At 69.4% G+C, this 18,293-nt stretch carries 23 protein-coding genes; 13 read left to right on the top strand and 10 right to left on the bottom strand.

The genetic code is table 11. The features are described from left to right. The first annotated feature begins 49 nt into the window (after positions 1-49). Positions 50-901 (top strand): formyltetrahydrofolate deformylase, encoded by an 852-nt coding sequence (gene purU, locus ACWGSM_RS05345; protein WP_452321924.1) that lies wholly within the window; start codon positions 50-52, stop codon positions 899-901. Between the two features lie 27 nt (positions 902-928). Here the strand turns inward: purU and ACWGSM_RS05340 are convergent, their stop codons facing one another. From ACWGSM_RS05340 to ACWGSM_RS05330, 3 genes are read right to left on the bottom strand one after another with little or no spacing between them, the layout of a single operon-like run. After that, positions 929-1,969 carry an NAD(P)H-dependent flavin oxidoreductase gene (locus ACWGSM_RS05340; protein WP_452321923.1) on the bottom strand — a complete coding sequence of 347 codons (1,041 nt, stop codon included), beginning with the start codon at positions 1,967-1,969 and terminating at the stop codon, positions 929-931. 33 nt (positions 1,970-2,002) lie between these two features. Continuing rightward, positions 2,003-2,317, bottom strand: a complete 315-nt coding sequence (locus ACWGSM_RS05335) for a hypothetical protein (RefSeq protein ID WP_452321922.1) — start codon at positions 2,315-2,317, stop codon at positions 2,003-2,005. Further along, positions 2,314-3,198 (bottom strand): SDR family oxidoreductase, encoded by an 885-nt coding sequence (locus tag ACWGSM_RS05330; RefSeq protein WP_452321921.1) that lies wholly within the window; start codon positions 3,196-3,198, stop codon positions 2,314-2,316. The genes ACWGSM_RS05335 and ACWGSM_RS05330 overlap by 4 nt, the downstream gene beginning before the upstream one ends. A 210-nt stretch (positions 3,199-3,408) precedes the next feature. Here ACWGSM_RS05330 and ACWGSM_RS05325 point away from each other — a divergent pair, with 210 nt between their 5' ends. Next, on the top strand, positions 3,409-3,702 hold the full coding sequence (locus ACWGSM_RS05325) for a hypothetical protein (RefSeq protein WP_452321920.1): 294 nt from the start codon (positions 3,409-3,411) through the stop codon (positions 3,700-3,702). Here the strand turns inward: ACWGSM_RS05325 and ACWGSM_RS05320 are convergent. From ACWGSM_RS05320 to ACWGSM_RS05310, 3 genes are all read right to left on the bottom strand, one after another. Then, positions 3,651-5,297, bottom strand: a complete 1,647-nt coding sequence (locus tag ACWGSM_RS05320) for an alpha-amylase family protein (RefSeq protein ID WP_452321919.1) — start codon at positions 5,295-5,297, stop codon at positions 3,651-3,653. The two genes, ACWGSM_RS05325 and ACWGSM_RS05320, sit on opposite strands and share 52 nt — an antisense overlap. Then, positions 5,294-6,253: a TIGR03885 family FMN-dependent LLM class oxidoreductase gene (locus ACWGSM_RS05315; protein WP_452321918.1), complete on the bottom strand. Its 960-nt coding sequence runs from the start codon at positions 6,251-6,253 to the stop codon at positions 5,294-5,296. The genes ACWGSM_RS05320 and ACWGSM_RS05315 overlap by 4 nt, the downstream gene beginning before the upstream one ends. 100 nt (positions 6,254-6,353) lie before the next feature. Next, positions 6,354-6,677 carry a DUF7882 family protein gene (locus tag ACWGSM_RS05310; RefSeq protein ID WP_071641600.1) on the bottom strand — a complete coding sequence of 108 codons (324 nt, stop codon included), beginning with the start codon at positions 6,675-6,677 and terminating at the stop codon, positions 6,354-6,356. A 69-nt stretch (positions 6,678-6,746) separates the two neighbouring features. Here ACWGSM_RS05310 and ACWGSM_RS05305 point away from each other — a divergent pair, with 69 nt between their 5' ends. Next, complete coding sequence (locus ACWGSM_RS05305; protein ID WP_071641605.1) at positions 6,747-7,052, top strand: DUF7882 family protein; 306 nt, start codon at positions 6,747-6,749, stop codon at positions 7,050-7,052. Positions 7,053-7,070: 18 nt separating this feature from the next. Here ACWGSM_RS05305 and ACWGSM_RS05300 read toward each other — a convergent pair whose 3' ends face one another. Both ACWGSM_RS05300 and ACWGSM_RS05295 read right to left on the bottom strand, forming a co-directional pair. Next, complete coding sequence (locus ACWGSM_RS05300) at positions 7,071-7,748, bottom strand: DUF6766 family protein (protein ID WP_071641810.1); 678 nt, start codon at positions 7,746-7,748, stop codon at positions 7,071-7,073. A gap of 2 nt (positions 7,749-7,750) precedes the next feature. Then, positions 7,751-7,873, bottom strand: a complete 123-nt coding sequence (locus ACWGSM_RS05295; RefSeq protein WP_256221014.1) for a hypothetical protein — start codon at positions 7,871-7,873, stop codon at positions 7,751-7,753. Positions 7,874-8,054: 181 nt separating this feature from the next. Here ACWGSM_RS05295 and ACWGSM_RS05290 point away from each other — a divergent pair, with 181 nt between their 5' ends. The 5 genes from ACWGSM_RS05290 to ACWGSM_RS05270 all read left to right on the top strand — a co-directional run bounded on the left by ACWGSM_RS05290 (position 8,055) and on the right by ACWGSM_RS05270 (position 11,719). Next, the gene (locus tag ACWGSM_RS05290; RefSeq protein ID WP_452321917.1) at positions 8,055-8,468 is read left to right on the top strand and encodes a CBS domain-containing protein; all 414 of its coding nucleotides are present in this window, start codon (positions 8,055-8,057) and stop codon (positions 8,466-8,468) included. 59 nt (positions 8,469-8,527) lie between these two features. Then, a complete protein-coding gene (locus tag ACWGSM_RS05285; RefSeq protein WP_071641609.1) occupies positions 8,528-9,085 on the top strand; it encodes an FHA domain-containing protein in 558 nt (185 codons plus the stop codon). A 100-nt stretch (positions 9,086-9,185) separates the two neighbouring features. Then, on the top strand, positions 9,186-9,470 hold the full coding sequence (locus tag ACWGSM_RS05280) for a DUF6412 domain-containing protein (protein ID WP_452321916.1): 285 nt from the start codon (positions 9,186-9,188) through the stop codon (positions 9,468-9,470). A 72-nt stretch (positions 9,471-9,542) separates the two neighbouring features. Further along, the gene (locus ACWGSM_RS05275) at positions 9,543-10,283 is read left to right on the top strand and encodes a YidC/Oxa1 family membrane protein insertase (protein WP_452321915.1); all 741 of its coding nucleotides are present in this window, start codon (positions 9,543-9,545) and stop codon (positions 10,281-10,283) included. A gap of 41 nt (positions 10,284-10,324) precedes the next feature. Beyond that, the gene (locus ACWGSM_RS05270) at positions 10,325-11,719 is read left to right on the top strand and encodes a M18 family aminopeptidase (protein ID WP_452321914.1); all 1,395 of its coding nucleotides are present in this window, start codon (positions 10,325-10,327) and stop codon (positions 11,717-11,719) included. 21 nt (positions 11,720-11,740) lie between these two features. On the opposite strand, the gene ACWGSM_RS05265 is transcribed toward ACWGSM_RS05270, so the two are convergent. Further along, positions 11,741-12,148: an arsenate reductase ArsC gene (locus tag ACWGSM_RS05265; protein WP_452321913.1), complete on the bottom strand. Its 408-nt coding sequence runs from the start codon at positions 12,146-12,148 to the stop codon at positions 11,741-11,743. 249 nt (positions 12,149-12,397) lie between these two features. Between ACWGSM_RS05265 and ACWGSM_RS05260 the strand changes: the two genes are divergently transcribed. From ACWGSM_RS05260 to ACWGSM_RS05250, 3 genes are read left to right on the top strand one after another with little or no spacing between them, the layout of a single operon-like run. Then, positions 12,398-12,745 carry an ArsR/SmtB family transcription factor gene (locus ACWGSM_RS05260; RefSeq protein ID WP_452321912.1) on the top strand — a complete coding sequence of 116 codons (348 nt, stop codon included), beginning with the start codon at positions 12,398-12,400 and terminating at the stop codon, positions 12,743-12,745. A gap of 48 nt (positions 12,746-12,793) precedes the next feature. Next, positions 12,794-14,239, top strand: a complete 1,446-nt coding sequence (locus ACWGSM_RS05255; protein ID WP_452321911.1) for a purine-cytosine permease family protein — start codon at positions 12,794-12,796, stop codon at positions 14,237-14,239. Further along, positions 14,236-14,778 (top strand): cysteine hydrolase family protein, encoded by a 543-nt coding sequence (locus ACWGSM_RS05250; RefSeq protein ID WP_452321910.1) that lies wholly within the window; start codon positions 14,236-14,238, stop codon positions 14,776-14,778. Before ACWGSM_RS05255 ends, ACWGSM_RS05250 begins: the two co-directional genes overlap by 4 nt. Positions 14,779-14,857: 79 nt before the next feature. Here ACWGSM_RS05250 and ACWGSM_RS05245 read toward each other — a convergent pair whose 3' ends face one another. Continuing rightward, a complete protein-coding gene (locus tag ACWGSM_RS05245) occupies positions 14,858-16,357 on the bottom strand; it encodes a glutamate-cysteine ligase family protein (protein WP_452321909.1) in 1,500 nt (499 codons plus the stop codon). Between the two features lie 132 nt (positions 16,358-16,489). On the opposite strand from ACWGSM_RS05245, the gene kynA reads away from it, so the two are divergent. Together kynA and ACWGSM_RS05235 are read left to right on the top strand one after the other, a co-directional pair. After that, entirely contained in the window at positions 16,490-17,344 is an 855-nt protein-coding gene (gene kynA, locus ACWGSM_RS05240; RefSeq protein ID WP_452321908.1) for a tryptophan 2,3-dioxygenase, read from the top strand. Beyond that, on the top strand, positions 17,345-18,292 hold the full coding sequence (locus tag ACWGSM_RS05235) for a hydrolase (RefSeq protein WP_452321907.1): 948 nt from the start codon (positions 17,345-17,347) through the stop codon (positions 18,290-18,292). Position 18,293: the final 1 nt, after the last annotated feature.

Genomic DNA, 18,293 nt, shown 5'->3' with positions numbered 1-18,293 from the left:
CCTGCAGGATGCGGGCAGAATCGACAGACACCCCAGTTCAGGAGCATCCATGCCGCACACCGACACCGCACGCCTTCTCATCGCCTGCGACGACCAGCCGGGAATCGTCGCGGCTGTCGCCGGAGTGCTGGCCGCGCACGGGGCGAACATCATCTCCCTTGATCAGCACTCCACCGACGAGGAGGGCGGCCGGTTCTTCCAGCGCACCGTCATCCATCTCGAGGGGCTCTCGGCCAAGCGTCCCGAGCTCGAGGCGTCGATCGCCGAGGTCGCCGACCGCTTCGGCATGGAATGGTCGCTGCACGACACGTCGAAGCGCAAGCGCGTGGCGATCTTCGTATCGAAGTACGACCACTGCCTGCTGGAGCTGCTCTGGCGCACGCAGCGCGGCGAGCTCGACATCGATGTGACCATGGTGATCTCGAACCATCCCGACCTCGCCGGGTCGGTGCGCTCGTTCGGCGTGCCGTTCATGCACATCCCCTCAGGCGACAAGGACGCGATGGAGGCCCGCCAGCTCGAGCTGCTGCAGGGCAACGTCGACCTGGTCGTGCTGGCCCGGTACATGCAGATCCTCACCGACGACTTCATCGAGCGCCTCGGAGCCCCGGTGATCAACATCCACCACTCTTTCCTGCCGGCGTTCATCGGCGCCAACCCGTATGCGCGGGCCAAGGATCGCGGCGTGAAGCTGATCGGCGCGACCGCGCACTACGCGACCGCAGACCTCGACGAGGGCCCGATCATCGAGCAGGACGTCACGCGCGTCACGCACGCGGAGTCTGCTGCGGAACTGCAGCGGCGCGGTGCCGATGTCGAGAGGTATGTCCTCGCTCGCGCGGTGAAGTGGCACACCGAGGACCGTGTCATCGTGCACGGCCGCTCGACCGTCATCCTCTGACCCTCGAGCACACCCCGCCGGTCGGGGTCAGCCGGGCAGCCCCGCCACCAGCTCGGCGAACACCTCCGCCGCCGTGCGACCTCGCGACAGGGGCGCCGATTGGCCGAGCCACAGCGACTGCAGCTCGCCAATGCCGCGTTGACCGGCGATCGCTCGGAAGCGTCCGGTCAGCCAGTTCTGTGCGGGGAACGGTGCGACGACTCCGGATGCCTCGATCTCGCGCACCGCGCGATTCGCCGCGCCTCGCGACAGCCGGCCGCTCATCGCGCGGGTGAGCACGCTCTCGTCGGCGGCCGTCGAGCGGATCGCCGCGCGGTGCGCGTCGTTCGCCGCCGACTCGGCGGTGACGAGGAACGATGTGCCGACCTGCACGCCCGACGCACCCAACGCGAATGCGGCCGCGACGCCGCGCCGATCGGCGATGCCGCCGGCGGCGACGACAGGCACGCGCACGGCATCCGTCACCTGCGGCACCAGCGAGACGAGCCCGACCAGCGACTCCTCGGCGGGCTTCAGGAACGACACCCGATGTCCGGCGGCCTCTGCACCGGTGGCGACGATGGCGTCCACACCCGCAGCCTCGAGGGCGCGCGCCTCGGCGACGGTCGTCGCGGTGCCGATGAGCCGGATGCCTCTGCTGTGCGCCTCGTCGACGATCGCGCCCGACGGCACGCCGAAGACCACGCTCAGCACGGCCGGGGCCGCCTGCCAGATCGCGTCGAGCTGCTCGTCGAGGCTCGGCAGGTACCGGTCGGGGCGTGCGGGAGGGTCGATGCCGACCTCGTCGAAGAAGTCGGCGAGCGCGGCGGCGTATCCGTCGTGCTCGGCGCTGGGCTCGGCCTCGTCGCCGGTCGGCAGCCAGATGTTCAGCGCGAAGGGTGCCGGGGTGGCGGCGCGCAGTGCCGCGGCGGTCTCGCCGATCCGCGCGGCGTCGTACCCGTAGAGTCCGTACGAGCCGAGACCGCCGGCATCGCTCACCGCCGCGGTCAGCTCGATCGACGAGAGGCCGCCGTAGGGCGCGAGGACGACCGGATGCCGGATGCCGAGCAGTTCCCGCAGATCACTCATGCTTCGAGGCTACGCCCGCGCCGTGAACGTGTTTCAGCCGCGCAGCGGCCGCCGCCCCGGGATGGGCGAGGGCTTCTGCGCCCGGTTCGATGCGTTGGCGACCGCGAGGTCGAGCGCCTCGAACAGCTGCGCGAAGCTTTGGAACCGCGTCGTCCTCGGGCACGGCGTGCGCAGCCAGAGCACGTCGAGCACGCCGGTCGGCGAGCGGTCGACATACGCGATCAGGCAGTCCGCGTCGGCATGCCGCCGCGCGGGGTCGCAGATGCGCCAGCTGTTGCGGCCCAGTGGCGTGAGCTCCCAGTCCCCGTGAGGGGTGGCTGGTATCGGGTCATCGAGCATGACAGTCATAGCGCCTTACCTCCTGTCACCGCGAGCACCGTGCCCGAGGTGTACGAAGACTCGGCAGCGGCGAGGTACACGTACGCCCCGGCGAGCTCGGCCGGCTGACCGGCCCTGCCCAGCGGGGTGTCGCTGCCGAACTGCTCGACCTTCGTGTCGTCCCAACCGGTGGCGGGGATGAGCGGGGTCCAGATGGGCCCCGGTGCGACGGCGTTCACGCGAACTCCGCGCTCGCCCGCTTCTGCTGCGAGCGCCTTCACGAATGCCACCTGAGCGGCCTTCGTCATGGCGTAGTCGATGAGGCCCGGCGATGGGTCGTAGGCCTGGATCGACGCGGTCACGATGATGCTCGCGCCGTCCTCGAGGTGCGGGTACGCTGCGCGCGCCGTGAACAGGGTTCCGAGGATGTTGGTGTCGAACACCCGACGCATCTCGTCGGTCTTCAGCGACTCGAAGCCGTCGACGTCGTGCTGGTACGCCGCGTTGAGCACCACGATGTCGAGGCCGCCCAGAATCTCTCGAGCACGTGCGACCGCTTCCTCGGCGAACTGCTCATCACGCAGGTCGCCGGCGATGCTCAGTCCCTGACGTCCAGCGTCGGTGACCAGCGCGATCGTGTCATCGGCATCCTTCTGCTCCTCCGGCAGGTGCACGATCGCGACATCCGCACCCTCCCGGGCGAACGCGATGGCGACCGCGCGGCCGATGCCGGAGTCGCCGCCCGTGATGAGCGCGCGACGGCCCGCCAGCCGGTCATGACCCTGATACGACGACTCGCCGTGGTCGGGGGTGGGCCCGGTCTCGTCTGTGAGGCCGGGCTGAGTCTGCTGCTGAGGAGGGAACTTCTCGTCGTGGTGCTGGTGGCGAGGATCTGGGGTGTTGTCGCTCATCGTGCGCCTCTCTGAAGTTGGGGTGGGGAGTGCCGGCACCTCTGCCAGTCTGCTCACCCTCTCCCGGCGCGCTCGTTCCGGCCAGGGGGTTGACAGTCTTGCGACGCCCGTCGCAGGCGCGAGGGCGGGCTCGGCCGGATGCTGTCAAGGGGCGTGCTGCGACCACCCTGGATCGCGCACGCTGGGTGTCCACGACGAAAGGACTGCACCATGAGCAGCGATTCCCTCATTCCCGACGACGACTCCACCACCGAGGTCCCGGCGACGGATGCCGCTGTCGCGGGCCGACCGGACCTGCAGCCCGACTCGCAGGGCGACGTGCCTCTCGACGCCGAGTTGGGCGAAGACGGCCAGGGCGACCTCGCCGAGGGTGACGAACAGCTCCACTCAGGTGACGCGCCCACGGATCTGCGCACCGAGGCACCCTCGGGCGAGGTACACGAGGAGAGCGCTCAGGCGACCGACTCAGCGTCGGGCGACACCCGGAACCAGCGGAACCCGTAGCCGTCGAGCAGCTGCTCGGTGTGCTCGCCCTGGGGTGCGCTGCCACGATTCTCGAGCAGCACGGTGGCCGCGCATCCCTCGTCGAGAGGCTCGAGGCGCGCGGTCACCGGCTCGGCCGAGAAGTTGTGGACGGCGATGAATGCGGCGTCTCCGTAGGTCGCCTGGTGCACGAGCACCCGCGGATCACCGGCATCCTGCACTCGCACCTCACCCCACGCGATCTCGGGCGTGGAACGGTAGCGGCTCGCCAGCATTGCGACGAACGACCACAGCGATTCCGGATCGCGTCTCTGATCGTGCACGTTCACGTGCGCGGGCGCGTATGCACCGTCGGCGATGGGCCTGCGCAGCTTCGACGGCTTCGAGGTGGTGAATCCGCCGAGCGGTCCCGCGTCCCACTGCATCGGTCCGCGAACGGCACCGCGCCCCAGCTCCACGCTCAGCTCGCCCATCCCGATCTCCTCGCCGTAGAAGATCATCGGCGCCCCCGGCAGGGAGAACAGCAGGCTGTACGCCAGGCGCAGCCGGCGGGGATCCGACTCGAGCATCGGTGCCAGGCGTCGCACGATGCCGCGGTCGTACACCCGCTGATCGGGATCGGGGGCGAACGTGTCGAACACCTCCTCCTTCTCGGCGTCGTCGAGCAGTCCGAGATTGAGCTCATCGTGGTGACGCAGGAAGATCGCCCATCCGTGCCTGGCATCCACTGTCGGACGCGCCGCGAGCGCTTCCGCGAGCGGCGTCGCCTGCTGTCTGCCCAGCGCCAGGAACAGCTTCGCCGTGGTGAGGAAGTCGAACTGCAGGTCGAGCTCGCTGCCCTGGTCGCCGAAGTAGGCGAGCTGCTCCTGGTGCGGGAGCCCCACCTCGCCGAGCAGCATCGCCGAGGCCTCCCGCCTGCTGACGAAGCGACGCAGCTCGCGCAGGAAGGCATGAGGGTCCTGCTCGTCGGCGACCCCCTCACCGGTGATGAGGAAGGGCACTGCGTCGACGCGGAACCCGTCGACGCCGAGCTTGAGCCAGAACCCGATGATGCGCGCGACCTCGGCGCGCACTTCGGGGTTCGCGAAGTTCAGATCGGGCTGGTGGCGATAGAAGCTGTGCCGGAAGTACTGCTCGGTGCGTTCGTCGTACTCCCACATGCTCGTCTCCTCGCCGGGGAACACGAGCTTCTCCTTCTTGCGCGGCGGCGTGTCGCGCCACACGTAGTAGTCGCGGAACCTCGAGGTGCGCGAACGCCGCGCCGAGACGAACCACGGGTGGCGGTCGGAGGTGTGGTTGATCACGAGATCGATGACGACCCGGATGCCGCGGTCGTGGGCGACCCGGATGGCCTCGACCACGCGTCCGAGGTCACCGAAGCGGGCGTCGACGCTGTAGAAGTCGGAGATGTCATAGCCGTCATCGCGCTCGGGCGTGGGCTGGAACGGCATGAGCCATATGCACGTGACCCCGAGCGCGTCGAGGTCGTCAATCCGCCTGGTGAGCCCGGCGAAGTCGCCGTGCCCGTCGCCATCGGAGTCCTGGAACGTCTCGACGTCGAGGCAGTAGAAGACCGCCGTGCGCCACCACAGATCGCTCGTGTCGGCCGGGTTCACAGCCGCTCCCTCAGCAGTGGCAGCAGCTCCCGTTCGCACCGGTCGAGGAATCCGCGCTGATCACGACCGACCTGGTGCAGGAACACCCGGTCGAATCCGGATGCGGCGGCGGCGATCCGGTCGGCGACGTCGGCGGCGTCGGATCCGACCACCACGGCGGCTCGCAGCTTCTCGTCAGTGGGGTCGGCGTGCGCCTCGAACTCCTCCGGGTCGCTCAGCTCCCACATCAGCTGGGGCGGCACCGTCGCCTGCGCCCACTGCTCGCGCGCGGCGGCCAGGGCCTGCTCGTCGGTGTCCTCGAGACTGATGTGGATCTGCAGCAGCACGTCGCCTCGGCCTCCCGCATCCCAATACGCCGTCACCGTCTGCGCCGTCGCCTCCGGGTCTGCGCCGACGGTGATCAGGCCGTCGGCCCATGCCGCGACCTGGGCGGCCGTTCGGGTGCTGATCCCCGCGGCCAGCAGCGGCGGCGGCGTCTCGGGCAGCGACCAGAGCTTCGCCTCGTGCACGCGCACCGGGCCGTCTGCGTCGACCTGCTCGCCGGACAGCAAGCGACGCATCACGTCCGCCGCGGCGTGCAGTCTCTCGTCACGCTGCTCTTTGGGGGGCCACTCGTCGCCGGTGACGTGCTCGTTGAGCGCCTCACCGCTGCCGAGCGCCGCCCACGCGCGATCCGGGAACATCTCGGCCAGGGTGGCCAGTGCCTGCGCGGTGATGACCGGGTGGTAGCGCTGACCGGGAGCGGTGACCACACCGATCGGGAAGCGCGTGAGAGCCAGTGCCGCCCCGAGCCACGACCACGCGTGACCGGACTGCCCCTGCGCCTTCAGCCAGGGGGCGAGGTGGTCTGAGCACATCGCCTCGTCGAACCCGATGCGCTCGGCGTGGGCGATGTCTCTGAGAAGCCTGCCCGGGGCGTGCTGCTCATGGGAGGCGTGGAACCCGATGCGAGTCATCGTCTGCGGTCCTCTCGTCGGAGGACAGCAGGTTAGACAGACCGCGGATGCCGATACACGGGGTTGACCCTGGCATCGGCGCCGTGCAACGCCAGCGCGATCAGCCCTCGATGCCGGCGTTCGGGTCGTCCGGCGGCTCGGGCACCATGTGCAGGCCGGTCGGGGTGTTGGCCGTGTAGGCGAGCGCCTCGATCCAGGCGCGATTGATGGCCGGCTGACGGCTGCCGAAGTACTTGAACACCAGCGAGCTGCTGGGCTGCACCCAGACGGTGGTGCGCCCGCCGCCGACGCTGGCGTCTTCGCGCCAGCTGAACGGGAAGGGCTCACCGCGGCGCAGCTTCGCCGTCATCACGAGCTGCAGGTGGGTCAGGGCGCGGTCTTCGATCTCGGTCTTGACCGAGCCCTCATAAACGAACTTTCCCAAGGAAGTGCACCTCTCCGACGTCCGACATTGCTCTGGCGTCCCCCGAACGCCTGCAGTTAGCTTAGTCAGATGGGCATGCTCTTCTACGGCGCCAGTCCGGATCCCATCGAGATCGAGGACCGTGCGCTCGCTCACCTCAAGGTCGTCATCGCCACGAAGCTGCGCCGCAACGAATCGTTCACTCTGTCGTGGCAGCATCCGCATCTCAACCCCACCGGCCGGTCGACCATCTGGTTGCACCCGTCCATCCCCCTGCGCTTCGTCTTCGATCAACCGGAGACACCCGAGCTCAGCAGCGCGTGGATCATGGCTCTCGCGAACTCCGCCAGCAGCAGCGGGGGGCTGTGCCTGCTGCCGGAGCACCTCGAGGGCTGAACGTTCCTGCTCGGGAGATCACTCCGACTCCTGAGCGGCGACGGTATGCGGCAGCCCGGTGGGCTTCGACTCCGCCGAACCGCGCTGACGGAGGAAGATCGAGAAGGCGACCATCGTCCCCACCGCGAGGAACTCGCTCTGCCAGTTCTGCAGCGTGCGGTCCCAGAACTCGGGTGACACGACGTACTGCGCCCAGTCGATCGCGGGCTCGCCGTGCTGCGCGTTCTCCTCGTTCATCACCACCAGCCCGCTCAGCGACTGCAGCAGCCATGAGCCGAGGAAGATCGCGCCCATCACGAGCACCAGCGAGTTCTCGTACACCGTGCGCCGCAGGCCTGCGACCCGGGCCCAGCGTGGGCCGTCGGCAGGCGCGTACGCGCCGACCATCTGATTCTCATCGGTGTCGACACCCTCGTCGCCGGGCTTCTTCGACTCGGGTGAGCCGCGCTGAACCAGCCAGACGGTGGCCGCGATGAAGAGCAGGAACTGCAGGAATTCGCTCTGCCAGTTCTCGGCGACGTCGACGACGAAATCACTCGAGAGGACGAAGGAGAGATAGGTCTCGGGCGGCTGTCCGTGCTGGGCGAGCTCCTGGTTCGTGCGCAGCAGCCCGGCGACCGATTGGCCGAGCAGAGCGAGGGCGAAGAGTGCGAAGAAGAACAGGCTCAAGCCGTTGTCGCGAAGGAACCTCTTCATGATCATCGCCCGCTTCCGACCACGGCGAACATGACGGCGAAGCCGGCGACGATCGTGCCCATCCACATCCAGAACATGACCCGTGGGCCGAAAGCATCCTGTCTCGACTCGTGCTGCTGCGACATCCGCTTCTCCTTGTCGTCAGGCCCTCCCCACCTCGGATGCTGGCCAGATCACAGCGGAAAGAGAACGGGGTTGACGAGCAGGCAGCAGGCTGTCAACCCCATTACCGCCGCGAATCAGTCTGTCTACGGTCGAGATCACTGATGGAGACAGGCGAACACCGAGGCGGGAAGGAACGCGACCATGACACGGACGCGAGACATCATGACACCGAACGCACAGTGCATCGGCGAGAACGACGCACTCTCGATCGCCGCCGAGCGGATGCTCGAGCTGGATGTCGGCGCCCTGCCGATCTGCGGAGAAGACGGCCGCCTGAAGGGCATGCTCACCGATCGCGACATCGTCGTGAAGGCGATCGCGGCGGGGCTGGACCCTGAGACGACGAACGCCGGGCGGCTCGCCGCCGGGGTGCCGGTGATGGTCTCCCCCGACGATGACATCGACCGCACTCTCGCACTCATGCGCGAGCACCGGATCCGCCGTGTCCCGGTGCTGGAGGACGACCGCCTGGTCGGCATGATCAGCCAGGCCGACATCGCCCGGCACCTCGCCCCGTCGACCACCGGCGAGACAGTGGGAGTCATCTCCCGCTGACGCCGTTCACGGGCTCCGCCCCGGACCGCCCGAAGCCCATCCCCACAGAGGAGGATCACATGACCGACCAGACCGCCGGCACGACACCCGCGCACAGCGCACCCGATGTCGATGACCAGCTCGATCAGCTCGCGAACTCGGACGGCGCGCAGCCCACGACCACGCACGCCGAGCGAGGGGCAGGGGAGCCGCACCTGCGCATCACGAGCCCGGAGGGTGATCGAAGCCGTCTCGAGCTCGTCGACGAGCGCACCACGATCGGCTCGGGCGCGGAGTGCTCGCTCGTGATCGCCGGCGCAGACCCCGTGCACGCGACGATCGTGCACGATGAGCGCGACGAGTACGTCCTGACACTGCACGGCGAGGGCCTGATGAATGCGAACCCGGCCGAGGGCATCGCCGGGGACCGCAGCGAGATCTTGCGCACCGGCGCGCGATTCACCGTCGCCGACTGGATCCTCGTCTTCGGCCGCGAAGAGTTCGCCGACCACGGTCGTCCGTTCGGCGGTCGCGAGGGCGGTGAGCTCGATGACCAGCCGCCGCAGCCGGCGCGCCCCGACTATGCGGACGGCGACGCCGACGGGCAGCACGGTGACCTGGAGGTCAAGGACGGCTGAAGCCCCCGGAGGGTGAGAAGGGCGAGGGGACGGCGGTCCTCTCGCCCTTCGCATGTCCGCGACCGGATGGAGTGGTACCGTCGGGCCGGAAGGAGGGGTGATGATCGACGCGATCGGGACGCTGCTGAGAACGCTGCTCGTGGCGCTCGGCGCCGTGCCCCTCCCCCCTGGGCTGACCGCCGGAGGCATGCTCGGCATCGCCGCGATTCTCGTCGCGGCGACCGTGCTCGCGATCGCGCTCGCTCTGCTGACACCGCGGTTCGGCGTCCGTTCGGCGCCGTATCCGCAACGCGCCATCGGTGCGTCTGTGCTGCTCGCGCAGAGCGATCCGGACGCCGACGGTCATCCTCGTCCGCGAGCGCCGGGGGCAGCGCCCGCCGCCTGATCCGTCCTCGCACTCGCTGAGGGGCGGGTCTCGTGGCCTCCGGCCCACCCCCCTCTCTGCGAACGGACGTTCATGGACATCTTCGCCTTTCCTCCACTGACCCTTCTTCTCGACGCCGCCTACTCGGCACTGCTCTCGCTCTCCGGGGTTCTCGACCCCGTTGCCGGCTCGGCGTCTGCCGCGCTGGCGGTGATGCTCGTGACCATCGGGGTGCGCGCCGCGCTCATCCCCGTCGGCATCTCCCAGGCCAGGGCCGAGCAGCTGCGCGCTCGACTCGCTCCGCGTCTGCGCGCTCTGCAGCAGCGCCACGGCAGAGACCGCGAGCGACTGCAGCGCGAGACCATGGCGCTGTACCGCGACGAACAGGCGTCGCCGCTGGCCGGCTGCCTGCCGCTGATCGTGCAGGCTGCCGTCGTCGGGGTGCTGTACACGCTGTTCCTGCGCCCCGAGATCGCCGGCCACCCGAACGCGCTGCTGGCGCACGACCTGCTCGGGGCTCCGCTGGGCGACTCGCTGATCGCGGCGGTCGGGGTGGGCCTCGACGGGCAGACCGCCGCCGTCTGGGCGGTCGTGCTCGTGGTGATCGTGGTCGTCGCCGACATCACCCGCCGCGTGTTCCGGCCGCAGGTACCGACGGAGGGCCCGCTGGCGACCCCTGGCGTGCTCGGCGCGATGAACGCGCTGCACTACCTCACCGCGGTTTTCGCGGCGTTCGTGCCGCTCGCCGCAGCCCTCTACCTCGTGGTCACCGTCACCTGGACGCTCGGACAGCGCTGGGTGCTGCGACGACGCTACCCCCTGCCGGATGCGTGACAGGCGGGCCGCATCGGGGCGGGCGGATTAGGCTCGTAGCCATGCCTGCCGTCTCCGCCGCCCACACGCATGCCGCCGATCTCGCCGACTTCGTCGCCGCCTCGCCGTCGAGCTACCACGCTGCCGAAGAGGTCGCGCGTCGTCTTGAAGAGGCCGGCTTCACCCGCCTCGACGAGACCGCCGAGTGGCCGGCACAGGCGGGCGGGCGATTCGTCGTCGTGCGCGACGGCGCCGCGATCGCCTGGTCGGTGCCGACGGATGCCGCGGCGACCACACCCGTGCACGTGCTCGGGGCGCACACCGATTCCCCCGGCTTCAAGCTCAAACCCAAGCCCACGACGGGTGTCCGCGGCTGGCTGCAGGCCGCCGTCGAGGTGTACGGCGGACCGCTGCTGAACTCGTGGCTCGACCGCGAACTCCGCCTCGCCGGGCGCCTCGCCCTCGCCGACGGTCGCGTCGTGCTCGCGGCGACCGGCCCGCTGCTGCGCCTGCCGCAGCTCGCGATCCACCTCGACCGCGGTGTCAACGACGGCCTCGCGCTCGACAGGCAGACGGGCACCCAGCCGGTATGGGGGCTGGGGGATGCCGAATCCGCCGACATCCTCGCCGAGCTGGCGGCCTCCGCAGGAGTCGACGCGGCCGACATCCGCGGCTTCGACGCGGTGGTGGCGGATGCCGCGCGCGGCGCCGTCTTCGGCAAGGACGACGCGTTCTTCGCATCCGGCCGCCTCGACGATCTCGCCTCGGTGCACGCCGGAGTGGTCGCGCTGATCGAGACAGACGGCGCTTCGGCAGGCTCAGCGGCCCCGGGTGAGTCAGACGGCGCTTCGGCAGGCTCAGCGGCCCAGGGTGAGACAGACGGCGCTTCGGCAGGCTCAGCGGCCCCGGGTGGGTCAACGGCCCAGCCGGTGATCCCGGTGCTCGCCGCCTTCGACCACGAGGAGCTCGGATCCGAGTCGCGCTCGGGCGCGGCCGGCCCGTTTCTCGAAGACGTGCTCGCGCGCGTGTACGCGTCGCTCGGCGCCGACGCCACCGAGCAGCGCCGCGCGTTCGCCGCGTCGTGGCACTTGTCGAGCGATGTCGGGCACTCGGTGCACCCGAACCATGCCCACAAGCACGACCCGGTCGTGCAGCCGGTGCTCGGCTCGGGCCCGATCCTGAAGATCAACGCGAACCAGCGCTACGCCACCGACGCGGTGGGGGCTGCGGCCTGGGCGCGCTGGTGCGAGTCGGCGGGCGTCGCCTCGCAGGAGTTCGTGTCGAACAACGCCGTCCCGTGCGGGTCGACGATCGGCCCGATCACGGCGACGCGCTTGGGCATCCGCACGGTCGACGTGGGCATCCCCATCCTCTCGATGCACTCCGCACGTGAACTCGCGGGTGTGAGCGACCTGTACGACCTGTCGCGCGTCGCGCGCGCCTTCTTCGCCGGCTGAGAGGCAGAGCCCGACCGGCGCTCAGATCAGTTCGGCGACTAGCTTCTCGATGCGTGAGCGGATCTCGTCGCGGATCGGGCGGACCGCGTCGATGCCCTGTCCCGCCGGGTCGTCGAGCTTCCAGTCCTCATAGCGCTTACCAGGGAAGAACGGGCAGGCGTCCCCGCAGCCCATCGTGATCACGACGTCCGACGCCTGCACAGCCTCGGGCGTGAGCACCTTGGGCTGCTCGGCCGTGATGTCGATCCCGAGCTCGCCCATCGCCTCTACGGCGACCGGGTTGATCTGATCTGCCGGCATCGAGCCTGCGGAGCGCACCTCGATGCGGTCGCCCGCAACATCGCGCAGGAACCCTGCGGCCATCTGCGAGCGGCCCGCGTTGTGCACGCACACGAAAAGGACGGAGGGCCTGGTCGCGCTGTGTGTCATCGAAGCTCCTGAGGGCGGGGTGCGGGGGTGCGTGGTCAGCCTACGTGATGCCGCCGCGGGCCGGCCGGAGAAGGCCGGCCCGCGAGGATCGCACGCTGTCAGCAGCACTCGGAGACACAGGTTCCGTCGTCGAGGATCTCGCAGCAGTCGTCCATCTCGCACCTCCATTCATCGATGTTCATCAATGTTTTGCGACCCCATCGTCGCGCATATATTGACGTTCGTCAATACATGAACCACAATCGATTCGTGCCCACTTCCGAGCTGATCCCCCTGCGCGATCTGCGCTCCTGCTGCGCGCCGCTCACCCGGGTGCCGATCTCGGGCGAGAACGCCGAGTCGCTGGCATCCTCGCTCAAAGCACTGGCCGACCCTGCTCGCCTGCGGTTGATCTCGATGATCTCGGCGCACGCCGACGGCGAGGCGTGCGTGTGCGATCTGACCGAGCCTCTGGGCCTGAGCCAGCCGACGGTCTCGCACCATCTTCGGGTGCTCGTCTCCGCCGGATTCCTCGAGCGCGAGAAGCGCGGCACCTGGGCGTACTTCCGCCTCGCCGACGGAGCGATCGACGCCGTCGCGGAGCTGCTCGGCCGCTGAGCCCCGTTGTTGCACCCGAGGCGCCGACGGCGGTGCCAGGATGAGGGCATGACCGATACCACGTCGCCCGCGCTCATCGAACGAGCGGGCATCGAGATCATCCCCGAGTCGCAGCGCACGGCGAAGCCGCGCGATCTGTTCTGGCCGTGGTTCGCCGCCAACGTGTCGGTGTTCGGCATGAGCTACGGCTCGTTCGTGCTGGGCTTCGGCATCTCGTTCTGGCAGGCGACGCTCGTGTCGATCATCGGCATCGTGGTGTCGTTCTTGCTGTGCGGGCTCATCGCGATCGCCGGCAAGCGGGGCTCGGCGCCGACCATGGTGCTCTCGCGCGCCGCGTTCGGCGTGCACGGGCAGAAGGTGCCCGGCATCGTGTCGTGGCTGACCTCGATCGGCTGGGAGACGTTCCTCGCGATCATGGCGGTGCTCGCCACGGCCACCGTCATCACCCAGCTCGGCGGTCCGGGTGACAGCGTCGCCCTGAAGATCATCGCCACCATCGTCGTCGCGGCGCTCGTCGTCGTCGCCTCGGTGCTCGGGTACCACACCATCATGAAGATGCAGTCGGTGCTGACCTGGGTCACCGGCGCCGTCACGATCCTCTACATCATCCTCGCGAGCAGCCGCATCGACCTGGGCGCAGTCATGTCGCTCCCCGATGGGAGCGTCGGCGCGGTCATCGGCGCGCTGGTCATGGTCATGACCGGGTTCGGGCTGGGCTGGATCAACATCGCCGCCGACTGGTCGCGCTACCAGAAGCGCACCGCGTCCGACGGCGCGATCGTCTTCTGGAACACCTTCGGCGGCGCGGTCGCGCCGGTGATCCTGGTCATCTTCGGTCTGCTGCTCGGTGGCTCCGACCCGAAGCTGATGGATGCCGTCGGCGCCGACCCGATCGGCGCCCTCGCCAGCATCCTGCCGATCTGGGTTCTCGTGCCGTTCCTGCTCACCGCCGTGCTCGCGCTCGTCTCGGGGGCCGTGCTCGGCATCTACTCGTCCGGACTCACGCTGATCAGCCTCGGCATCCGCATCGCCCGGCCGGCCGCCGCCGGGGTCGACGGCGTCATCCTCACCCTCGGCACGATCTACGTCGTGTTCTTCGCCGCCGACTTCCTCGGCCCGTTCCAGTCGTTCCTCATCACGCTCGGCGTGCCGCTGGCCGCGTGGGCGGGCATCCTCATCGCCGACATCCTGCGTCGCCGGCGCGACTACGACGAGGCGGCGCTGTTCGATTCGAACGGCCGCTACGGCGCGTGGGACTGGACCTCGATCGGCACCATGGTCGTCACGTCGATCATCGGCTGGGGTCTGGTCGTCAACCTGTTCGCCGAGGATGCGGCGTGGAACAACTGGCAGGGCTACCTGCTGCCGCTCATCGGCGGAAAGGACGGCGAGTGGGCGTATGCGAACCTCGGCGTCTTCGTCGCCCTGGTGCTCTCCTTCGTCGTCACGTGGTTCGCGCGCGCCGGGCGGATCCGCCGTCAGGAGCAGGCGTGACGGATCAGTGGCTGGTCGTCATCGACCCGCAGAACATCTTCGCCTCGCCAGAATCAGAGTGGGGGTCGCCGTTCTTCGCCGAGGCGATGCAGAACATCGCGCGTCTCGCCGAAGGGTTCGGCGCGCAGGTGCTGGTGACCCGATGGATGCCCACCGCCGACCGCACCACGTCGTGGGGCGAGTACTTCACGGCGTGGCCGTTCGCCGACCAGCCGCCCAGCGACGAGCTGTTCGACCTCGTGCCCGCGGCGCGCGGTCTGTCATCGCACCCGACTCTCGACCTGCCGACGTTCGGCAAGTGGGGCGGTGAGCTGGAAGCGATCGTCGGACGCGGCGCGCACGTCGTGCTCGCCGGCGTCTCGACCGACTGCTGCGTGCTGTCGACCGCGCTGGCCGGGGCGGATGCCGGTGCGCACCTCACCGTCGCGACCGACGCCTGCGCGGGATCGACAGCCGAGAACCACGCCGCCGCAGTGCACGTGATGGGGCTGTACCCGCCGCAGATCGCACTGCGCACGACGGCGGAGATCCTGGGCTGACCCTTCGGCAGGCTCAGGGGCCCAGCGAGTGCAGGGTCACTGGGTGGCGGCCCTTCGGCAGGCCCCCGGCCCCAGGGGCTCAGGGCTGCCAGGCGTGCACGGGCTCGCCCGAGTGCATGTGCTGCAGGTAGTCGTCGAGCATCCCGTGCAGCGCCTGGTGACGCGACTCGCCCGCCGCCTCTCGGGCTGCGACGTTCGCACGCTGCCAGGTGGCCCCGTTGCGGCCGGTGACGCAGCGCTGCTCGATGATGCCGAGGTACCTCTCGCGCGCCGCGGTAGAGACGCCGTAGGCCTCGAGCCCCTCCGCGGCGAGCGGCAGCAGCCGGCGCAGCACCAGCTCCCGCGGTCCGACCCAGCCCAGCTCGGGCCAGTACAGCTGCGACTCGATGCCCTGCCGCGCCGCGGCGTGCAGGTTCTCGTGCGCGGCGTCGAAGGTCATCTGGCTCCACAGCGGACGCTCGCTGCTGGCGAGGGTGTGCAGCAGCCCGTAATAGAACGCGGTGTCGGCCAGGGCATCCGCCATCGAGGGCGATGCGGGCAGCACCCGATTCTCGAGTCGCAGGTGGCAGCCGCCGTTCTGCGTGTCGTAGATGGGGCGATTCCAGCGGTAGACCGTGCCGTTGTGCATCCGCAGCTCGCTCAGATCGGGCGCAGTGCCTGATCGCAGCGTCTCCAGCGGGTCCTGGTCGGAGCTCTCCGGCAGCAGGGCCGGGAAATAGCGCGAGTTCTCTTCGAAGAGGTCGAAGATCGACGTGATCCAGCGCTCGCCGAACCACACGCGCGGGCGCACGCCCTGATTCTTCAGCTCCTGCGAGCGCGTGTCGGTGGCCTGCTCGAACATCGGGATGCGCGTCTCATGCCACAGCGCGCGGCCGGCGAAGAACGGCGAGTTGGCGGCCAGCGCCACCTGCACGCCGGCGATCGCCTGCGCCGCGTTCCAGTGCGGGGCGAAGTCCTCGGGCTTGACCTGCAGGTGCAGCTGCATCGACGTGCACGCGGCCTCGGGCACGATCGTGTCGCAGATGATGTCGAGGTCCTCCGGATCGGCGGTGTCGATGAGGGGGACACCGTCGAGGCGCAGCTCGATGTCCTCGCCGCGCGCGGCGAGGATCTGCTGCCCGAGCATCTTGTAGCGCGGCTCCCTCGACAGCCAGCGCTCGGTGAAGTGCGTCTCGTCGAGAGTGGGCAGCATGCCGATCATCGCGAGATCGCTGCCCGCGCTGTGGGCGCGCTCGTCGGCGGCGGAGAACGCCGAGCCCAGCACCTTCTCGAGCTCGGTGAGGCTGTCACCGCCGAGCGGCCGGGGTGCCACGTTGATCTCGACGTTGAACCGTCCCAGCTCGGTCTGGAAGGCCGGGTTCGCGATGGCCTCCAGCACCTGCTCGTTGGTCATGGCGGGGTTGCGGTCGCCGTCGACGAGGTTCAGCTCGAGCTCCAGGCCCAGCTGGGGCTGCGACGCCTCTTGGAACCAGCCGTCGCCGAGCATGAGCTCGAGCGCCTCCAGCCCGCGCTGCACCTGCTCCCGGAACCGCGCGCGGTCCTGCCGGGTGAACCGCTGTGAACTGATGCTGTCTCCCATGTTCGGAAGAATATCCGCTGCCGCTCGATCACCTCGGCTCGGACGCCCCCCCTTGCCGATGCGGGCGGTGGGTGCTAACCGAGGGTAGTTTCACCATTGTGACGACCGCCACGAAACTGATACGTTTCCCGCATGGTCGCAGCCGACAATGAACGCCCCCTTGAAGACGGCATCGTCACCGACCTCAAGGATCGGATGACGTACGGCTCGTACCTCGACCTGGATCGGCTGCTCGGTGCACAGCATCCGGTCTCGCAGCCCGAGCACCACGACGAGATGCTGTTCATCATCCAGCACCAGACGACCGAGCTGTGGCTCAAGCTCGTGCAGCACGAGCTGGGCACCGCCCGCGACCGCCTGGCCGGCGACGACCTGCGCTCGGCGCTCAAGCACATCGCGCGGGTGAAGCACATCCAGGAGGTGCTGACCCAGCAGTGGTCGGTGCTCGCCACGCTCACCCCCACCGAGTACGCGCAGTTCCGGGGCGACCTCGGCAACTCGTCCGGGTTCCAGTCGGTGCAGTACCGCGCGGTCGAGTTCGCCCTCGGCAACAAGAACGAGCGGATGCTCAACGTGTTCCGCGACCATCCCGAGAACCTCGCGATGCTCAGGGCCGAGTGGGAGCGTCCGACCCTGTACGACGAGTTCCTGCGATACGCGTTCCGTCGCGGCCTGCCGATCCCGGCTGAGGTGCTCGAGCGCGACGTGCGCCAGCCCTACCGCGAGCATCCCGAGCTCGTCGCCGCGATCCGCGAGATCTACGAGAACCCGCACGAGCACTGGGACCTCTACGAGGCGTGCGAAGAGCTCGTCGACGTCGAGGACAACTTCCAGTTCTGGCGCTTCCGGCATCTGCGCACCGTCACCCGCACGATCGGCATGAAGGTCGGCACGGGCGGATCGAGCGGCGTGAGCTTCCTGCAGCGCGCGCTCGATCTCACCTTCTTCCCCGAGCTGTACAGCGTGCGCACCGAAATCGGCCGCTGAATGCGGGCGGTCACGTTCTTCGACGGCGAGGCGATGCGCGAGGGCAGCCTCACGCTCGGCTCGTGGGCTCCTGAGCTTTCCGAAGGGCCGCCGCCCGCCGGAACACCCCGCCTCGAGGGCGTGATCATGGGTCTGTTCACCGACCATCACGTGCACCTGCAGCTGGTCGACCCGGCCCTGCTGCCGGCGTCGCGGCTCGGCCGGGTGGTCGATCTGGGCGCGGATCCGGAGTGGATCGCCGAGGTGCTGCGCAGCCCCGTCGTCGAGTACGCCGGGCCGTTCCTCACCGCACCCGGCGGCTACCCGTCGGATCGCGCGTGGGCTCCGACCGGTTCGGTGCGGGAGATCGTGGATGCCGAGCACGCGGCCCGCACGGTCGACGAGCTCGCCGCCGCCGGCGTCTCGCTGATCAAGGTCATCGCGCACAGCGACGCGGGCCCGGTGCTCGACGACGATGCCTTCCGCACCGTCGTGCATCAGGCCGCCGTGCACCACCTGCCCGTCGTCGCCCATGCCGAAGGTGCCGGCCAGGCGCAGCGCGCGGTGCGCCTCGGCGCGACCCGCCTCGCGCACGCCCCGTTCAGCGAGCGCCTCACCGAGACCGAGATCGCGGCGCAGGCGGCATCCGCATCCTGGATCTCGACTCTGGCGATCCACGACGGCGACGTGCTCGCTCTCGCGCTCGACAACGTGCGGCGCTTCATCGCCGGCGGCGGCGAGGTGCTCTACGGCACCGACATGGGCAACGGGCCCGCACCCGTCGACCTGCGCGAGGCGGAGATCGACCTGCTGCGGGCCGCCGGCCTCGACGGGCTCGGCCTGCTGGCATCCCTCTCCCCCGCGGACCCGCGCGCGGGCGGACCTCTGCTGCTTCTGCCCGACGGCGATCCGAATCGGGCCCACCGCCTCACACCAGCCGACATCGACACCGACATCACGGAGCCGTGAC

The organism is Microbacterium sp. NPDC055521 (assembly GCF_053619695.1).
The sequence above is the reverse complement of the archived record's forward strand: the minus strand, read 5'-3'. Positions and strand labels throughout refer to the sequence as shown.

Coding starts and splice junctions, on each gene's coding strand:
- purU (WP_452321924.1), top strand. CDS start 50: ATGCCGCACACCGACACCGCACGCCTTCTCATCGCCTGCGACGACCAG.
- ACWGSM_RS05340 (WP_452321923.1), bottom strand. CDS start 1,969: ATGAGTGATCTGCGGGAACTGCTCGGCATCCGGCATCCGGTCGTCCTC.
- ACWGSM_RS05335 (WP_452321922.1), bottom strand. CDS start 2,317: ATGACTGTCATGCTCGATGACCCGATACCAGCCACCCCTCACGGGGAC.
- ACWGSM_RS05330 (WP_452321921.1), bottom strand. CDS start 3,198: ATGAGCGACAACACCCCAGATCCTCGCCACCAGCACCACGACGAGAAG.
- ACWGSM_RS05325 (WP_452321920.1), top strand. CDS start 3,409: ATGAGCAGCGATTCCCTCATTCCCGACGACGACTCCACCACCGAGGTC.
- ACWGSM_RS05315 (WP_452321918.1), bottom strand. CDS start 6,253: ATGACTCGCATCGGGTTCCACGCCTCCCATGAGCAGCACGCCCCGGGC.
- ACWGSM_RS05305 (WP_071641605.1), top strand. CDS start 6,747: ATGGGCATGCTCTTCTACGGCGCCAGTCCGGATCCCATCGAGATCGAG.
- ACWGSM_RS05300 (WP_071641810.1), bottom strand. CDS start 7,748: ATGAAGAGGTTCCTTCGCGACAACGGCTTGAGCCTGTTCTTCTTCGCA.
- ACWGSM_RS05295 (WP_256221014.1), bottom strand. CDS start 7,873: ATGTCGCAGCAGCACGAGTCGAGACAGGATGCTTTCGGCCCACGGGTC.
- ACWGSM_RS05290 (WP_452321917.1), top strand. CDS start 8,055: ATGACACGGACGCGAGACATCATGACACCGAACGCACAGTGCATCGGC.
- ACWGSM_RS05285 (WP_071641609.1), top strand. CDS start 8,528: ATGACCGACCAGACCGCCGGCACGACACCCGCGCACAGCGCACCCGAT.
- ACWGSM_RS05280 (WP_452321916.1), top strand. CDS start 9,186: ATGATCGACGCGATCGGGACGCTGCTGAGAACGCTGCTCGTGGCGCTC.
- ACWGSM_RS05275 (WP_452321915.1), top strand. CDS start 9,543: ATGGACATCTTCGCCTTTCCTCCACTGACCCTTCTTCTCGACGCCGCC.
- ACWGSM_RS05270 (WP_452321914.1), top strand. CDS start 10,325: ATGCCTGCCGTCTCCGCCGCCCACACGCATGCCGCCGATCTCGCCGAC.
- ACWGSM_RS05265 (WP_452321913.1), bottom strand. CDS start 12,148: ATGACACACAGCGCGACCAGGCCCTCCGTCCTTTTCGTGTGCGTGCAC.
- ACWGSM_RS05255 (WP_452321911.1), top strand. CDS start 12,794: ATGACCGATACCACGTCGCCCGCGCTCATCGAACGAGCGGGCATCGAG.
- ACWGSM_RS05245 (WP_452321909.1), bottom strand. CDS start 16,357: ATGGGAGACAGCATCAGTTCACAGCGGTTCACCCGGCAGGACCGCGCG.
- kynA (WP_452321908.1), top strand. CDS start 16,490: ATGGTCGCAGCCGACAATGAACGCCCCCTTGAAGACGGCATCGTCACC.
- ACWGSM_RS05235 (WP_452321907.1), top strand. CDS start 17,345: ATGCGGGCGGTCACGTTCTTCGACGGCGAGGCGATGCGCGAGGGCAGC.